Source organism: Amycolatopsis sp. NPDC006131, assembly GCF_040614175.1.
In the GTDB taxonomy this organism is placed as follows: Bacteria; Actinomycetota; Actinomycetes; order Mycobacteriales; family Pseudonocardiaceae; genus Amycolatopsis_E; species Amycolatopsis_E tucumanensis.
Genome location: NZ_JBEXTX010000067.1, coordinates 15,775 through 29,003, shown reverse-complemented (window position 1 = coordinate 29,003; position 13,229 = coordinate 15,775). Strand labels below are relative to the sequence as shown.

The following is a 13,229-nucleotide window of genomic DNA, read 5'->3' as shown; positions in this document are numbered from 1 at the left end:
AAAACCTTGATACGGCAACACTTCCTGCCAGCGCCAAGGCCGGACCGTCACCACCCGCCCACACGCCCCAACTCGCCGACAGCCCAACCCCACCATCACACCCGGCCGAGGAAGATCGGGTTCGTCATCGCCGCCATGGCGCCGAAGTTGAGACCAGCCGACAACGCGGGAGCACCCGCCGAACCATCAGCAAGGGGGTGACGCACCTCAGCACGCACATAAGCCGTCACCGCGGGCGTGGTCAGCCACGTCACGCTGCCGGTACCCGAAGCGGGAAGGCTCTGCTGGAACACCTGGCCCTCGTCGGTGATCAGCCGCACGGTCCCGTTCGGCACGCCCGACACGTCCAGCCGCACGGCGACCCTGTCCCCGGCCGCCACGGCGAGACGATCGCCGATGCCGGCGGCCTGGCCGCGCGGTCCGGTCGCGGCGAGTGACAGGTCGACCGCGGCCGACTCGGCGATCCAGCTGCGCCCGGCCTTGATCCCGTCGAGGATCGCGTCCCGGGTGAGCGCATCGGCGAGAACGACGGTCTGCGGCAGGCCGATCGTCTGGCCGGGGTTGTGCGCGTCGCTGTTGCCCATCGCGGGCAGCCAGCTTCCCTTGCCGCGCACGGATTCCACCAGGGTGTTGTCCCATTCGGACACGGCGGCGTCGTCGTCCCACGTCCACGGGCCGTTCCACACCTCGACCGCGTCGAAGCCGGTGTAGCCGAACTTGAAGTTGCACCCGACCCACGGGCAGTACGGGTGCGCGGCGACGCAGAGGCCGCCGGAGCGGTGCACCGCACGCTGGTACTCGGGCAGTTCGCCGTCGCGGGACCGGTACCGCCAGTCGACGAACTGGCCGGGCCGCAAGCCGAGCGCGAGCCAGTGGCCGTTGCGGGTGGTGACCTCCTCGCCGAGCATGATCAGCAGGTCGTCGCCGGAGAACTCGCCCCACACCCCGTGCGAGGACGACGTGTTGTGGTCGGTCGAGGTGATGAAGTCCAGCCCGGCTTCCCGCGCGCCGGCGGCCACCTCCGCAGGCAGGCGCTTGCCGTCCGAGTGCACGGTGTGCAGGTGGCAGTCGCCGCGGTACCACTGGCGGCCGCGCGTGCGGGTGCGCTCGGACGGGTAGTTCGGGCGGTACGGCGCGCCCGCCGGGCCGTGGGTGAGCGTCACCTCGACGCGGTAGTTCAGCCCCTGCGGCGCGATCGTGTACGGGCCGAGGACGATGTGCCAGGTGCCGGGCGTGACGTCACCGGGCAGGTAGCCGGGCGTGGCCTCGGTGCGGCTGATCGAGAAGCGGTCGCGGAAGCCGCCGGACCAGCCGCGGAAGCCGTCGCCACCGAGAGCGGTGCCGCGGCTGTCGAAGATGCCGATGTCACACGAGTTGCCGGGCGTCCCGCTGGGCACCGTCGGCTTGTCATAGGTGTAGACCACCGACAGCTGGCTCACCCCGGCCGGTACCTCCACCGGCAGGTAGACGAAGTCCGCGGTGCCCGGCTCGAACCGGCCGGTCAGCACCTTGGTCTCGGCCTGGCCCTCGGCGGCCTCGGCGAACGCCACCGGTGCGAGCGTCACCGCGCCGGCCACCGACGCCGCCTGCAGGAAACCGCGTCGGGAAACTCCGCAACCCATGCACATGCGGCCATGTCATCAGCGGCGGATGACCTTCGCGAGCCGGCTGCCCGTACACCGCGTGTCCAGAACCTGAACGAACGTGACACTTCCGTGCTTAGGTTCGGCTAAGCTAAGTTGCAGAGCGTGAACGCGATCATGTCACCCTCGGTGACCAGGACCACGCCGCGCCGGCTGTTGCTCCTGGTGTCCCTGCTGGTGGCGTTGGTCGTCGCAGTCGCGTTGAGCCTGGTCCTGGGCAGCAACCACCTCGGCCTCGGCACCGCCGTCCGGGTGCTGCTGCACGACGACGGCAGCGAGGCGGCGACGATCGTGCGTGACGTGCGCCTGCCACGCACCGCGCTGGGGGTGCTCGTCGGTGTCGCGCTCGGCGCCGCCGGCGTCCTCATGCAGGGGCACACCCGCAACCCGCTGGCCGATCCCGGCCTGCTCGGCATCAACGCCGGTGCCGCGCTCGCGGTGGCGCTGGCCGCGCAGTTCCTCGGGGTGGTCGATCCAGGCGGCCAGGTGTGGTTCGGTTTCGCGGGGGCGCTGATCGCGACGGCCGCGGTGTTCGCGATCGGGTCGAGCGGGCGGCAGCTGAGCCCGGTGCCGATGGCGCTGGCCGGGGCGGCCGTGATGGCGTTGCTGTCGACCTTCACGTCGTTGGTGATCCTGAGCGACAACCCGACGCTGGACGTCTACCGCCGCTGGGTGGTGGGCTCGATCAGCGGCCGCGACGCGAGCATCAGCCTCGGGATCCTGCCGTTCGTGGTGGCCGGGCTGGTGCTGGCGATGCTGAACACGCGGGCGCTGAACGCGGTCTCGCTGGGCGAGGACACCGCGCGCGGGCTGGGCCAGTCGGTCGCGGCGAGCCGCCTGGTCGGCCTGGCGGCGGTGACGCTGCTGGCCGGCGCCGCGACTGCTGCCGCCGGGCCGATCGCCGCGCTCGGCCTGATCGTCCCGCACGTGGTGCGCACCGTGACCGGCCCGGACCACCGGTGGCTGCTCCCGTGTGCCGCCCTGGCCGGCGCGGTGCTGCTGCTGCTCGCGGACGTCGCGGGCCGCCTGATAGCCGCCCCAGCGGAAATCCCGGCCGGCATCACGCTGGCCATCCTCGGCGGCGGCGCATTCGTGCTGATCGCCCGCCGCACCCGGCTGGTGAAGCTCTGATGCACACCAACGCCCCGCCCGCGAGGCCAGTGCCACCGCGCCCGCCGGCCATCCGAGCGCAGCCGCGGCGCAACCCCCACCCAGCATCACGCCGCCCATCCTCGGCAGCGGCGCCTTCGCACGACGCCCGCACCAGGCTGGTGAAGCTCTGATGCCACACACCCGCCCCGCACCCGCGACCCGACACGCAGTCGCAGCCAGTGCCACACCGCCCGCCGGCCACACCACCGCGGCGGCGGCGCAGCCCCCGACGGGAATCACGCCGCCCATCCTCGGCAGCGGCGCATTCGTGCTGATCTCCCGCCGCACCCGACTGGTGAAGCTCGGATGCCACACACCCAACCCACCCGAGCGCCCCGACACACAGCCAGCGCCACCCCAACCACCCGAACGCGACCGCGGCGCAACCCCCGGCCGGCATCAGGCCGGCCATCCTGCGACAGCAGCGCGTTTGCACGACATCCGCACCAGGCTGGTGAAGCTCTGATGCCACACACACGCCCCGCACCCGCAACCCGACACGCAGTCGCAGCCAGTGCCACACCGCCCGCCGGCCACACGACAGCGGCCGCGGCGGCGCAACCCCCAGCCAGCATCACGCCACCCATCCTCGGCAGCGGTGCCTCCGCACGCCGTCCGCATCACAGCACCGCACCCACGTGCTGGTCCGCTTCCGATCGCCCCCACGCAGCCCGTTCGGCGGGCCTTGTCACCCGCGGAGGCGGGCACGCATGACCACCACCCTCGGCGTGCGGTGGAACACCCGCGCGGCCACCGTCTGCCTCATCGTGCTCGTGGCTCTCCTACTGGTCACCGCGGTGGGCGTGACCTTCGGTGAGTACCCCATCCCGCTCGGCCGGCTGCCCGAGCTGCTCACCGGCGGCGGGCACCGCATCGACCGGCACATCCTGTTCGACCTGCGCGTCCCGCGGGCGGTCACCGGGTGCCTGGCCGGCGCGTGCCTCGCCATGGCCGGGGCCCTCACCCAGACCATCTCCCGCAACCCGCTCGCCACCCCGGACATCCTCGGCGTCACCGGGGGCGCCTCTGCGGCCGCGGTCGCGGTGATCGTCTTCGGGGGCGGCGTCTACAGCCTCGCCAGCGGGATCACCACCATCGGCGTGCCCGTGGCCGCGCTCGTCGGGGGTCTCGTCGCCGCCGCGGCCGTCTACGGCTTCTCCTGGCGCCACGGCGTCGACGGCTTCCGGCTGGTGCTGGTCGGCATCGGCTGCGGCGCCGTCCTCACGGCGCTCACCAGCTGGCTCCTCATCCTCGCCAGCATCAACAGCGCCGCGCAGGCCACGGTGTGGCTCGTCGGCTCGATCAGCGCCGTCAGCTGGGACCAGGCGATCCCCCTGCTCATCCTCGCCGCGCTGCTCATCCCGGCCGCGCTCACGCTGCCCCGCACCCTCGCCGTCACCCAGCTCGGCGACGACGCGGCCGCCGGGCTGGGCGTGCGCATCCAGGCGTCCCGGCTGGGCACGATCAGCGTGGCCGTCGGGCTCACCGCGGCCGCGGTCGCCGCCGCCGGGCCGATCGGCTTCGTCGCGCTGGTCACCCCGCAGATCATGCTGCGCCTCACCGGCGGGTCCCGCCCACCGCTGGTCGCGTCCGCGCTCGGCGGCGCCCTGCTCGTCCAGGCCTCCGACCTGCTCGGCCGCACCGCGTTCAGCTGGGAGGTCCCGGTCGGCCTGATCACGGCCGCCATCGGCGCCCCCTACCTCATCTGGCTCCTCCTCCGACGACGTTGACCCCGAAGAAAGGTGACTCCATGACAGCGACCCGCCGGACCTTCCTCACCGGCAGCCTGGCCGTGGCCGCGACCGGACTGCTCGCCGCGTGCGGTTCGAGCGGATCGGACTCGGCCGCGAGCGGCGGTGCCTGGTCCTTCACCGACGACCTGGGAACCAAGGTCGACCTCGACGCCCGCCCGACGCGCATCGCCGGCCTCAACGACGCCATCGCATCCCTGTGGAACTACGGCATCACGCCGGTCGCCTCGTTCGGCTACACCGGCCTCGCCGACGACGTGAACTTCACCGGCCGCGACCTCAGCCAGGTCAAGGAGGTCGGCCGCACCTACGGCGAGATCGACATCGAGGCACTCGCCGCCGCCAAGCCGGACCTGATCCTCACCCACGCCTACCCCGTGGACAGCACGGGCAAGATCGACCCGACCCAGCCGCTGTACGGGTTCAAGGACGTCACCCAGCAGCAGGCCGTCGCCGAGATCGCGCCGATCGTCGCGCTGAAGATGGCCGGCTCCGCGACCAACGTCGTCGACCGGACCGTGGAGATGGTCAAGGCGCTGGGCACCGAGCCGGCCGCGGACGCCAAGCAGGCCTACGAGACCGCCCGCACCAGGTTCAAGAACGCCGCAGGCAAGGGCCTCACCGTGATGGCGGTCGCCGCCTACCCCGGCGACGGCGTCTACATCTGCAAGGCAGCCGACGACCCGGCGCTGCGCAGCTACACCGAGCTCGGCCTGACCTACCCCGACCCGGGCGGCTCGAAGTACTACTGGGAGCAGGTCAGCTGGGAGAACATCGGCAAGTACCCGGCCGACGTGGTGCTGTACTCGCTGCGCGCGATGGACAAGGACACGCTCATGCAGCAGGCCACGTTCGCCCGCACGCCGGCGGCCGCCGCCGGGCAGGTGTTCCCGTGGGAGTTCTCGTCGATGGACTACGTGGCGCAGGCCCGCACGCTGAACAACCTCGCCGCGAACCTGGAGGCGTCCCGCAAGGTCGTCTGAACCCGGCGGTCGGCCAACACGGCAACCGGGACGGCAAACACGGCGCCGGAGCGGCGAACACGGCGCGCGCGGCGTCCGCCAGCGGTGGCGCTGTGCTGGCCGCCGGTGGCGCTGTGCTGGCCGCCCGGGGCGGCATGTCGAGCGGGCACGGTGGTGCCTTGGCCGCCGGTGGCGCTCTTGGCCGCCGGTGGCGCTGTGCTGGCCGCCCGGGCGGCATGCCGGGCGGGCACGGTGATGCCTTGGCCGCCGGTGGCGCCGTGTTGGCCGCCGGTGGCGCTGTGCTGGCCGCCCGGGTGGCATGTCGAGCGGGCACGGTGATGCCTTGGCCGCCGGTGGCGCCGTGTTGGCCGCCGGTGGCGCTGTGCTGGCCGCCCGGGCGGCATGTCGAGCGGGCACGGTGGCGCCTTGGCCGCCGGTGGCGCCGTGTTGGCCGCCGGTGGCGCCGTGTTGGCCGCCGGTGGCGCTGTGCTGGCCGCCCGGGCGGCATGTCGGGCGGGCACGGTGGTGCCTTGGCCGCCGGTGGCGCCGCCTTGGCCGCCGGGGCGGCATGTCCGCCGGGCGCGGTGGGTTCGCCGCGGCGCGTCAGCTCAGCCGCGGGGTGCGGAGGTTCTCCGGCGCCTCCGCGCCTTCCCGAGCCCACGCGACCAGCGCGGCCACGTCGATCCCGTGCGGGGACTCCGCCGCGTAGGGCTCGATCGCCGTGGCGCCGCGGGTCAGCAGTGACACCGCGCCCTTCGCGTTGCCGCGTGCGGCGTGCGTCAGTCCGACCGCCAGCTGCGCCAGTCCCTTCCACAACCCGCGGTCCGGGCCGTCGGAGGACTTCCACGCGTCCTCGAACACCTCGTGCGCGTGGAACGGTCTGCCGGCGTCCAACAGGCGCTGGGCCTCCTCCACCGTCTCCGCCGGGGTGCGCGCGATGCCCTCCGGCTGGCGCTCCACCCCCGGCGTCCCGTACGGCAGCGGCCGCCCCAGCCCGTCGCGCGGGCGGGCGTTTCGCGGCTTGCCCTCGGCGTCGCGGTCCCGATCGGCCATGGCGCCGATTGTGCCGTAGTCTGGGGACTCGTGCGTTTTCTCGATGGCCACGGGCCCGCTCACGACCTCACTTACGACGACGTCTTCCTCGTGCCCAACCGCTCGGCCGTGGAATCGCGCTTCGACGTCGACCTGTCCACCGTCGACGGCACCGGCGCCACGATCCCGATCGTCGTCGCCAACATGACCGCCGTCGCGGGGCGGCGGATGGCCGAGACCGTCGCGCGGCGCGGCGGGCTCGTCGTCCTGCCGCAGGACGTCGACCCGGCCGCGGTCGCCGACATCGTCGGCTGGATCAAGAGCCGCCACACCACCTGGGACACCCCGCTGGTCCTCACCGGCGGTGACGCGGTCGCCGACGCCCTCAACCTGATCGGCAAGCGCGCGCACGGCGCCGTCGTCGTGGTCGACGAGGACGGCCGCCCGCAGGGCATCGTCGACGAGGCCGCCTGCACGGGCGTCGACCGCTTCGCGCGCGTCGCCGAGGTCGCCTACGAGCCGCCCGTGACCTGCCCGCTCGACACCCCCTCCCGCGAGGTCTTCGAGCGCCTGCACGCCGCGGGCGCCCAGATCGCGCTGGGTGTGGACGCCGACGGCAAGCTCGCCGGGATCCTCACCCAGACCGCGGCGCTGCGCGCCGACATCTACACCCCGGCCGTGGACGCCCAGGGCAGCCTGCGGGTCGCCGCCGCCGTGGGCATCAACGGCGACGTCGCCGCCAAGGCCGAGTCGCTGCTGGCCGCGGGCATCGACACGCTCGTGGTCGACACCGCGCACGGCCACCAGGAGAAGATGATCGCCGCGCTGAAGGCCGTCCGCTCGGTCTCGCCCGCGGTGCCGGTCGTCGCCGGCAACGTGGTCACCGCGGAGGGCACCCGCGACCTCATCGACGCGGGCGCGGACGTGGTCAAGGTCGGCGTCGGCCCCGGCGCGATGTGCACCACGCGGATGATGACCGGCGTCGGCCGCCCGCAGTTCTCCGCGGTGCTGGAGTGCGCGAAGGCCGCCCGCGAGCTGGGCAAGCACGTGTGGGCCGACGGCGGCGTCCGCCACCCCCGTGACGTCGCGCTGGCCCTCGCCGCCGGCGCGTCCGCGGCGATGGTCGGTTCCTGGTTCGCCGGCACCCACGAATCCCCCGGCGACCTGCGGTACGACGAGCACGGCCGTCCCTACAAGGAGTCGTTCGGCATGGCGTCGAAGCGGGCCGTCGGCGCACGCACGCGCACCGACAACGTGTTCGAGCGCGCCCGCAAGGCCCTGTTCGAGGAGGGCATTTCGTCGTCGCGGATGCTGCTCGACCCGCAGCGCCCCGGCGTCGAGGACCTGATCGACGAGATCTGCTCGGGTGTCCGCTCCGCGTTCACCTACGCGGGCGCGCGGGACATCGAGGACTTCCACCGCCGCGCGGTGCTGGGCATCCAGTCGGCCGCCGGCTTCGCCGAAGGGCGGCCGCTGCCCGCCGGCTGGTGAGGAACGGGGCCGCCTCACCCGAGGCGGCCCCGCCCACCCTTACCCGTGGTCCTCCAGCATCTCCGTGACCAGCGCGGCGATCGGCGACCGCTCCGAGCGGGTCAGGGTGACGTGCGCGAAGAGCGGGTGGCCCTTCAGCTTCTCGATCACCGCCGACACGCCGTCGTGGCGCCCGACGCGCAGGTTGTCCCGCTGCGCGACGTCGTGCGTGAGCACCACGCGGGACGCGGTGCCCAGCCGCGACAGCACGGTGAGCAGCACGTTGCGCTCCAGCGACTGCGCCTCGTCCACGATCACGAACGAGTCGTGCAGGGACCGGCCGCGGATGTGCGTCAGCGGCAGGACCTCCAGCATGCCGCGGTCGAACACCTCGTCCAGCACGTCCTGGCTGACCAGGGCGCCGAGGGTGTCGAACACCGCCTGCGCCCACGGCTGCATCTTCTCCGACTCCGACCCCGGCAGGTAGCCGAGGTCCTGGCCGCCGACGGCGTACACCGGCCGGAACACGACCACCTTGCGGTGCTCGCGGCGTTCCATCACCGACTCCAGACCGGCGCACAGCGCGAGCGCGGACTTGCCGGTGCCGGCGCGGCCGCCGAGCGACACGATGCCGATGTCCGGGTCGAGCAGCAGGTCCAGCGCGATCCGCTGCTCGGCCGAGCGGCCGTGCAGACCGAACGCCTCCTTGTCACCGCGGACCAGCTTGACCTTCTTGGCCGGGGTCAGCCTGCCCAGTGCGGACGAGCTGCCGGAACCGGCGACCAGCCGCAGACCGGTGTGGCAGGGCGATTCGCCCACCTCGGGCAGCCCGTATTCGGCCAGGTCGACGACACCGTCGCGGAACAGCGCGTCGACCGCCTCCTGCGGCACCTCCACGTCGACCATCCCGGTCCAGCCGGACGGTGCGACCTCCAGCGCGCGGTACTCGTCGGCGGGCAGGCCGACGGCGCCCGCCTTGACGCGCAGCGGGATGTCCTTGGTGACCAGGGTGACCGCCTCGCGCTCGACCTTGAGGTTCAGCGCGCAGGCCAGGATCCGATGGTCGTTGGAGTCGGTGCGGAACCCGGGCGGCAGGACCGTCGGGTCCGAGTGGTTCAGCTCGACGTGCAGGGTGCCGCCGGAGTCACCGATCGGGATCGGGGCGTCCAGGCGGCCGTGCTTGAGCCGCAGGTCGTCGAGCTGACGCAGGGATTCCCGCGCGAACCAGCCCAGTTCGGGGTGATGCCGTTTCGCCTCCAGTTCACTGATCACGACCAACGGCAGGACCACGGCGTGCTCGGCGAATCTCGTGATGGCCCACGGGTCGGCCAGCAGAACCGAGGTGTCCAGGACATAGGTGTGCTGCCCTGGCACGGAACTCGGGGGTTCTGCGGGGCCCTCCGCGGAATTCGGTGAGCGGCCGGAGGCCTTACGGGGCGAACGCTGCGTAGTCACGACGGCATCTCCCTCGTGGACGTGGCACCACGCCCACACTCGCTGGGCCGGGCACCACCCTGGCTGGTCCGCTCTTCGCTGACGCTTCCGCGTCAGCGCGCAGGGCCACGAGGGCCGGGCGCCGGCCCCCTCGTGGGTATCGCGAACGGCTCACGCGCCGTCTGCTCTACAACCGCCACTACCAGGGCCTCCCGTGATGGTCCGCAAGGTCACGAGCCATCACTTCGGAAGTTACCTGCGTTCGCCGTTTCGTGCAGGCAGCCAGGCAGGTGATTCACCAGGTTGTCATCTCACCGTCGGTAGAGGAGAAATCAACGGATCGGCACGGAACGTGTTGTCAAGTACCGAAACGGCGGTGCCGCCACGCGTAGTCACGGAGCGCGCGGAGGAAATCGACCCTGCGGAACGCGGGCCAGTAGGCCTCCGTGAACCAGAACTCGGAGTGCGCCGACTGCCACAGCAGGAAACCGGACAGCCGCTGCTCACCGGAGGTGCGGATGATGAGGTCGGGGTCGGGCTGGCCCGAGGTGTAGAGGTGCTCGGAGATGTGGTCGACGTCGAGGATCTTCGCCAGCTCGCGGATGGACGTGCCCTCGTCGGCGTGCTGGAGCAGCAGCTTCTTGACCGCGTCCGCGATCTCCTGCCGCCCGCCGTAGCCGACGGCGACGTTGACCTCCATGCCGGTGCGCTTCTCGGTGCTCGCCGCGGCCGACTGCAGGCGCTTGGCGATCGGCTCGGGCAGCAGCTCCAGCGCGCCGACGACCCGGATGCGCCACGGGTTGCCGGGGTGGGCCAGCTCGTCGACGACGTCGGCGATGATCTCCAGGAGCGGTTCGAGCTCCTCGGTGGCGCGGCTGAGGTTGTCCGTGGACAGCAGCCACATCGTCACGACCTCGACGTCGGCCTCGCGGCACCAGGTGAGGAAGTCGGCGATCTTGCGCGCTCCCGCGCGGTGCCCGTCGGCGACGTCGGTGAAGCCGGCTTCCCGTGCCCACCTGCGATTGCCGTCCAGCATGATCGCGATGTGCCGCGGGTGCTTGCCCGCGGCCTGCTGGATCAGACGGCGGCTGTAGATGCCGTAGACAAGCTTGGACCCGAAGGAGCGAAGACTCACGTCCAACCAATGTACGCAGGGTCCGAAAGCGACGTGGGCCGGGCCACGGTTGACTGGCGCGGAACCTACGTCGCCGTAACCTTGTTGGTGTGACCGTAGAGACCGAACCCTTCGTCGACACCCGCCCCCGGCTCCGCGGCCATATCCACTTCTGGACGTTCTTCAGCGCGCTCGCCTGCGTGGCGACGCTGGTCGCGTTCGCCGGCGCGACGGTGTCCGGCCTGGCCGCGCTGGCCACGTCGGTGTACGGGGTGACCGTGCTCGGCGTGTTCGGCGTCAGCGCGCTGTACCACCGCCGGTTGTGGAGCCCGCGTGCCTACCAGTGGATGAAGCGCGCGGACCACTCGATGATCTTCCTGTTCATCGCGGGCACGTACACGCCGTTCACGCTGCTCGCGATGTCCAAGCCGACCGGGTACGTCGTGCTGGGCGTGGTCTGGGGCGGCGCGCTGGCCGGGGTGGCGCTGAAGATGCTGTGGCCGGGTGCGCCGCGCTGGCTCGGCGTGCCGATCTACGTGGCGCTCGGCTGGGTGGCGATCTTCGTGCTGCCCGAGCTGGCCACGCACGCCGGGGTGGCCGCGCTCGTGCTGCTGCTGGTCGGCGGCCTGTTCTACACCGTCGGCGCGGTGTTCTACGCGGTGAAGTGGCCGAACTACTGGCCCAACACCTTCGGCTACCACGAGTTCTTCCACGCGTGCACCGTGCTGGCCGCGATCTCGCACTACATCGCCGTCTGGCTGGCGATCTACGCCTGAGCGGCGGTCAGCAGCCCGACGGCTGGAAGAAGGCGAGCATGCGCCGGGCCGCGTCCGGCGCCGCCAGCATTTCCTGGATGCGGGCGGAGTGCCGGGCGGCCGCGCTGGTGCGTTCGAACATCTCACGCTCGTACTCCTCGACCGCCGCGGCGAGGTCGCCCGGGTGCGCGGCCAGCGCCTGGCCGAGCCGGGCACCGTCGAGCAGCGCCATGTTGGCGCCCTGCCCCACCGGCGGCATCAGGTGCGCGGCGTCGCCGAGCAGCGTGACGCCCGGTTTCGCGGGCCAGGTCACGCCGACCGGCAGCGTGGTGATCGCGCGCGGCACGATGGTGTCGTCGCAGGCCGCGATCAGCGCGGTGATCCGCGGGTGCCAGTCGGCGAACAGGTCGAGCAGGCGCGCCCTGGCCGCGGCGGGGTCGTCGAACGGGATGCCGCTGGTCGCCAGCCAGTCCGCGCCGGTGTGGAAGCTGAGGTAGACGCGGACGCGGCCGTCGCCGTTGCGCTGCGCGGACAGGGACCGGCGGTCGCCGAGCACCCAGTAGTTGCCGCGTCCGACCATCGCCGCGAGGTCCGGGTGGGTGCGGTCGATGTCCGGAATGCCGAGTTCGATGGTGTTCTGGCCGGTGTGCACCGGCCGGGCGTCGGTGAGCAGCGGGCGCACCCGGGATTCCGCGCCGTCGGCGCCGACCAGCAGGTCGTACGCCGCGGTGCGGCCGTCAGCGAAGCGCAGCACGCCGTCGGCCGCGGACTGGAAGGCGTGCCCCCAGCGCACGGTGTGTTCGGGGAGGGAGTCGAGGAGCAGGTCACGCAGGTCGGCGCGGTCCACCTCGGGCCGGTCGAGCGGGGCGTCGTCGGGCGTGTCCTCCTGCAGCAGCAGGGTGCCGTCGGGTTCCAGGAGCCGCATGTCCTGGCCCGCGCCCCGGGCGATCGCCTGGAACCCGTCGAACAGCCCGGCCTCGCGCAGCGCCTGCTGCCCGGAGTGGATGTCGAGCATGCCGCCCTGGCCGCGCGCGTGCCGCGACGAGTCGCGTTCGTAGACGACCGACTCGATGCCGTGCACGTGCAGCACGCGGGCGAGGGCCAGCCCGCCGAGGCCGGCACCGACGATGGCGATGTTCACGAGCGCTCCTTCGATACAGTGTATTTCTACGATACACCGTATTGCGGGATGCGATGTATCGTCAACGCATGCTGGTGTGGGAGAGGCCCGAGCCGCCGAGCCGTCCGGCGCCCGCGCCGCTGAGCCGGGAGCGGATCGTCGAGGCGGCGATCCGGCTGGCCGACGCGGACGGCCTGGATGCCGTGTCGCTGCGCAAGGTGGCCGCCGAGCTGGGCGTCGGCCCGATGCGGTTGTACGGCTACCTCGAAACCAAGGAGGAGCTGCTCGACCTGATGGTCGACGCGGTGCAGGCGGAGATCCGGCCCTCCGGCGAGGGCTGGCGGGAGGTGCTGCGGTCACTCGCCGAAGCCACGCGGCAGGCTGTCCACCGGCACGAATGGCTCGCCGACCTGCTCGGCGGACGACCCCAGCTCGGCCCGAACGCGCTGGCCAGGCTGGAGGCGGTGGTCGCCGGGCTGCGCGGCGTGGATGCGGACGCCGTCCTGCCGGTGGTCGCGGCCGTCGACTCGTACGTCATCGGCGCCGTGCGGCGGGAGATCGCCGAGCGGCGCGCCGAGCGGGCCAGCGGGATGGACAAGACGCAGTGGCAGGCGGCGTCCTGGCCGTACCTGGAACGGGCCTTCGCGACGGGCCGATACCCCGCGCTGGCCGCCTTCGTCCGCGACGGCAGCAGGCCGGACGCGGACGCCACGTTCCGCAGGGGGCTGGACTTCCTGCTCGACGGCATCGGCGCCCACCTCGCCCGCTGACCGCGTCAGGCGCTCCATCGCGCCGA

Annotated in this window: 11 protein-coding genes; 6 read left to right on the top strand and 5 right to left on the bottom strand. The window is 72.5% G+C overall.

Annotated elements, in window-relative coordinates; translation table 11 throughout:
• Window positions 1-95 precede the first annotated feature (95 nt).
• On the bottom strand, window positions 96-1,565 hold the full coding sequence (locus tag ABZ215_RS28595) for a CehA/McbA family metallohydrolase (RefSeq protein ID WP_354952972.1): 1,470 nt from the start codon (window positions 1,563-1,565) through the stop codon (window positions 96-98).
• Between the two features lie 183 nt (window positions 1,566-1,748).
• On the opposite strand from ABZ215_RS28595, the gene ABZ215_RS28590 reads away from it, so the two are divergent.
• The 3 genes from ABZ215_RS28590 (at window position 1,749) to ABZ215_RS28580 (ending at window position 5,529) form a co-directional block, all read left to right on the top strand.
• Complete coding sequence (locus ABZ215_RS28590) at window positions 1,749-2,774, top strand: iron ABC transporter permease (protein ID WP_354952970.1); 1,026 nt, start codon at window positions 1,749-1,751, stop codon at window positions 2,772-2,774.
• A gap of 731 nt (window positions 2,775-3,505) precedes the next feature.
• Complete coding sequence (locus ABZ215_RS28585; RefSeq protein WP_354952968.1) at window positions 3,506-4,525, top strand: iron ABC transporter permease; 1,020 nt, start codon at window positions 3,506-3,508, stop codon at window positions 4,523-4,525.
• A 20-nt stretch (window positions 4,526-4,545) separates the two neighbouring features.
• Window positions 4,546-5,529: an ABC transporter substrate-binding protein gene (locus ABZ215_RS28580; protein ID WP_354952966.1), complete on the top strand. Its 984-nt coding sequence runs from the start codon at window positions 4,546-4,548 to the stop codon at window positions 5,527-5,529.
• 582 nt (window positions 5,530-6,111) lie between these two features.
• Here ABZ215_RS28580 and ABZ215_RS28575 read toward each other — a convergent pair.
• Window positions 6,112-6,561: a DUF309 domain-containing protein gene (locus tag ABZ215_RS28575; RefSeq protein WP_354952964.1), complete on the bottom strand. Its 450-nt coding sequence runs from the start codon at window positions 6,559-6,561 to the stop codon at window positions 6,112-6,114.
• 30 nt (window positions 6,562-6,591) lie between these two features.
• On the opposite strand from ABZ215_RS28575, the gene ABZ215_RS28570 reads away from it, so the two are divergent.
• Complete coding sequence (locus tag ABZ215_RS28570; protein ID WP_354952962.1) at window positions 6,592-8,031, top strand: GuaB1 family IMP dehydrogenase-related protein; 1,440 nt, start codon at window positions 6,592-6,594, stop codon at window positions 8,029-8,031.
• Between the two features lie 39 nt (window positions 8,032-8,070).
• On the opposite strand, the gene ABZ215_RS28565 is transcribed toward ABZ215_RS28570, so the two are convergent.
• Window positions 8,071-9,384 (bottom strand): PhoH family protein, encoded by a 1,314-nt coding sequence (locus tag ABZ215_RS28565; RefSeq protein WP_020421473.1) that lies wholly within the window; start codon window positions 9,382-9,384, stop codon window positions 8,071-8,073.
• A 418-nt stretch (window positions 9,385-9,802) separates the two neighbouring features.
• On the bottom strand, window positions 9,803-10,579 hold the full coding sequence (locus tag ABZ215_RS28560) for an isoprenyl transferase (protein WP_020421474.1): 777 nt from the start codon (window positions 10,577-10,579) through the stop codon (window positions 9,803-9,805).
• A gap of 89 nt (window positions 10,580-10,668) precedes the next feature.
• Between ABZ215_RS28560 and ABZ215_RS28555 the strand changes: the two genes are divergently transcribed.
• Window positions 10,669-11,334 carry a hemolysin III family protein gene (locus ABZ215_RS28555; protein ID WP_020421475.1) on the top strand — a complete coding sequence of 222 codons (666 nt, stop codon included), beginning with the start codon at window positions 10,669-10,671 and terminating at the stop codon, window positions 11,332-11,334.
• 7 nt (window positions 11,335-11,341) lie between these two features.
• Here ABZ215_RS28555 and ABZ215_RS28550 read toward each other — a convergent pair whose 3' ends face one another.
• On the bottom strand, window positions 11,342-12,454 hold the full coding sequence (locus ABZ215_RS28550) for an FAD-dependent monooxygenase (RefSeq protein ID WP_354952960.1): 1,113 nt from the start codon (window positions 12,452-12,454) through the stop codon (window positions 11,342-11,344).
• Window positions 12,455-12,522: 68 nt separating this feature from the next.
• Between ABZ215_RS28550 and ABZ215_RS28545 the strand changes: the two genes are divergently transcribed.
• A complete protein-coding gene (locus tag ABZ215_RS28545) occupies window positions 12,523-13,203 on the top strand; it encodes a TetR/AcrR family transcriptional regulator (protein ID WP_354952958.1) in 681 nt (226 codons plus the stop codon).
• Window positions 13,204-13,229 lie beyond the last annotated feature (26 nt).

What these genes read in the sequence shown, in the direction of transcription:
- ABZ215_RS28545 (WP_354952958.1), top strand. Translation starts at nt 12,523, where the DNA reads ATGCTGGTGTGGGAGAGGCCCGAGCCGCCGAGCCGTCCGGCGCCCGCG.
- ABZ215_RS28585 (WP_354952968.1), top strand. Translation starts at nt 3,506, where the DNA reads ATGACCACCACCCTCGGCGTGCGGTGGAACACCCGCGCGGCCACCGTC.
- ABZ215_RS28575 (WP_354952964.1), bottom strand. Translation starts at nt 6,561, where the DNA reads ATGGCCGATCGGGACCGCGACGCCGAGGGCAAGCCGCGAAACGCCCGC.
- ABZ215_RS28580 (WP_354952966.1), top strand. Translation starts at nt 4,546, where the DNA reads ATGACAGCGACCCGCCGGACCTTCCTCACCGGCAGCCTGGCCGTGGCC.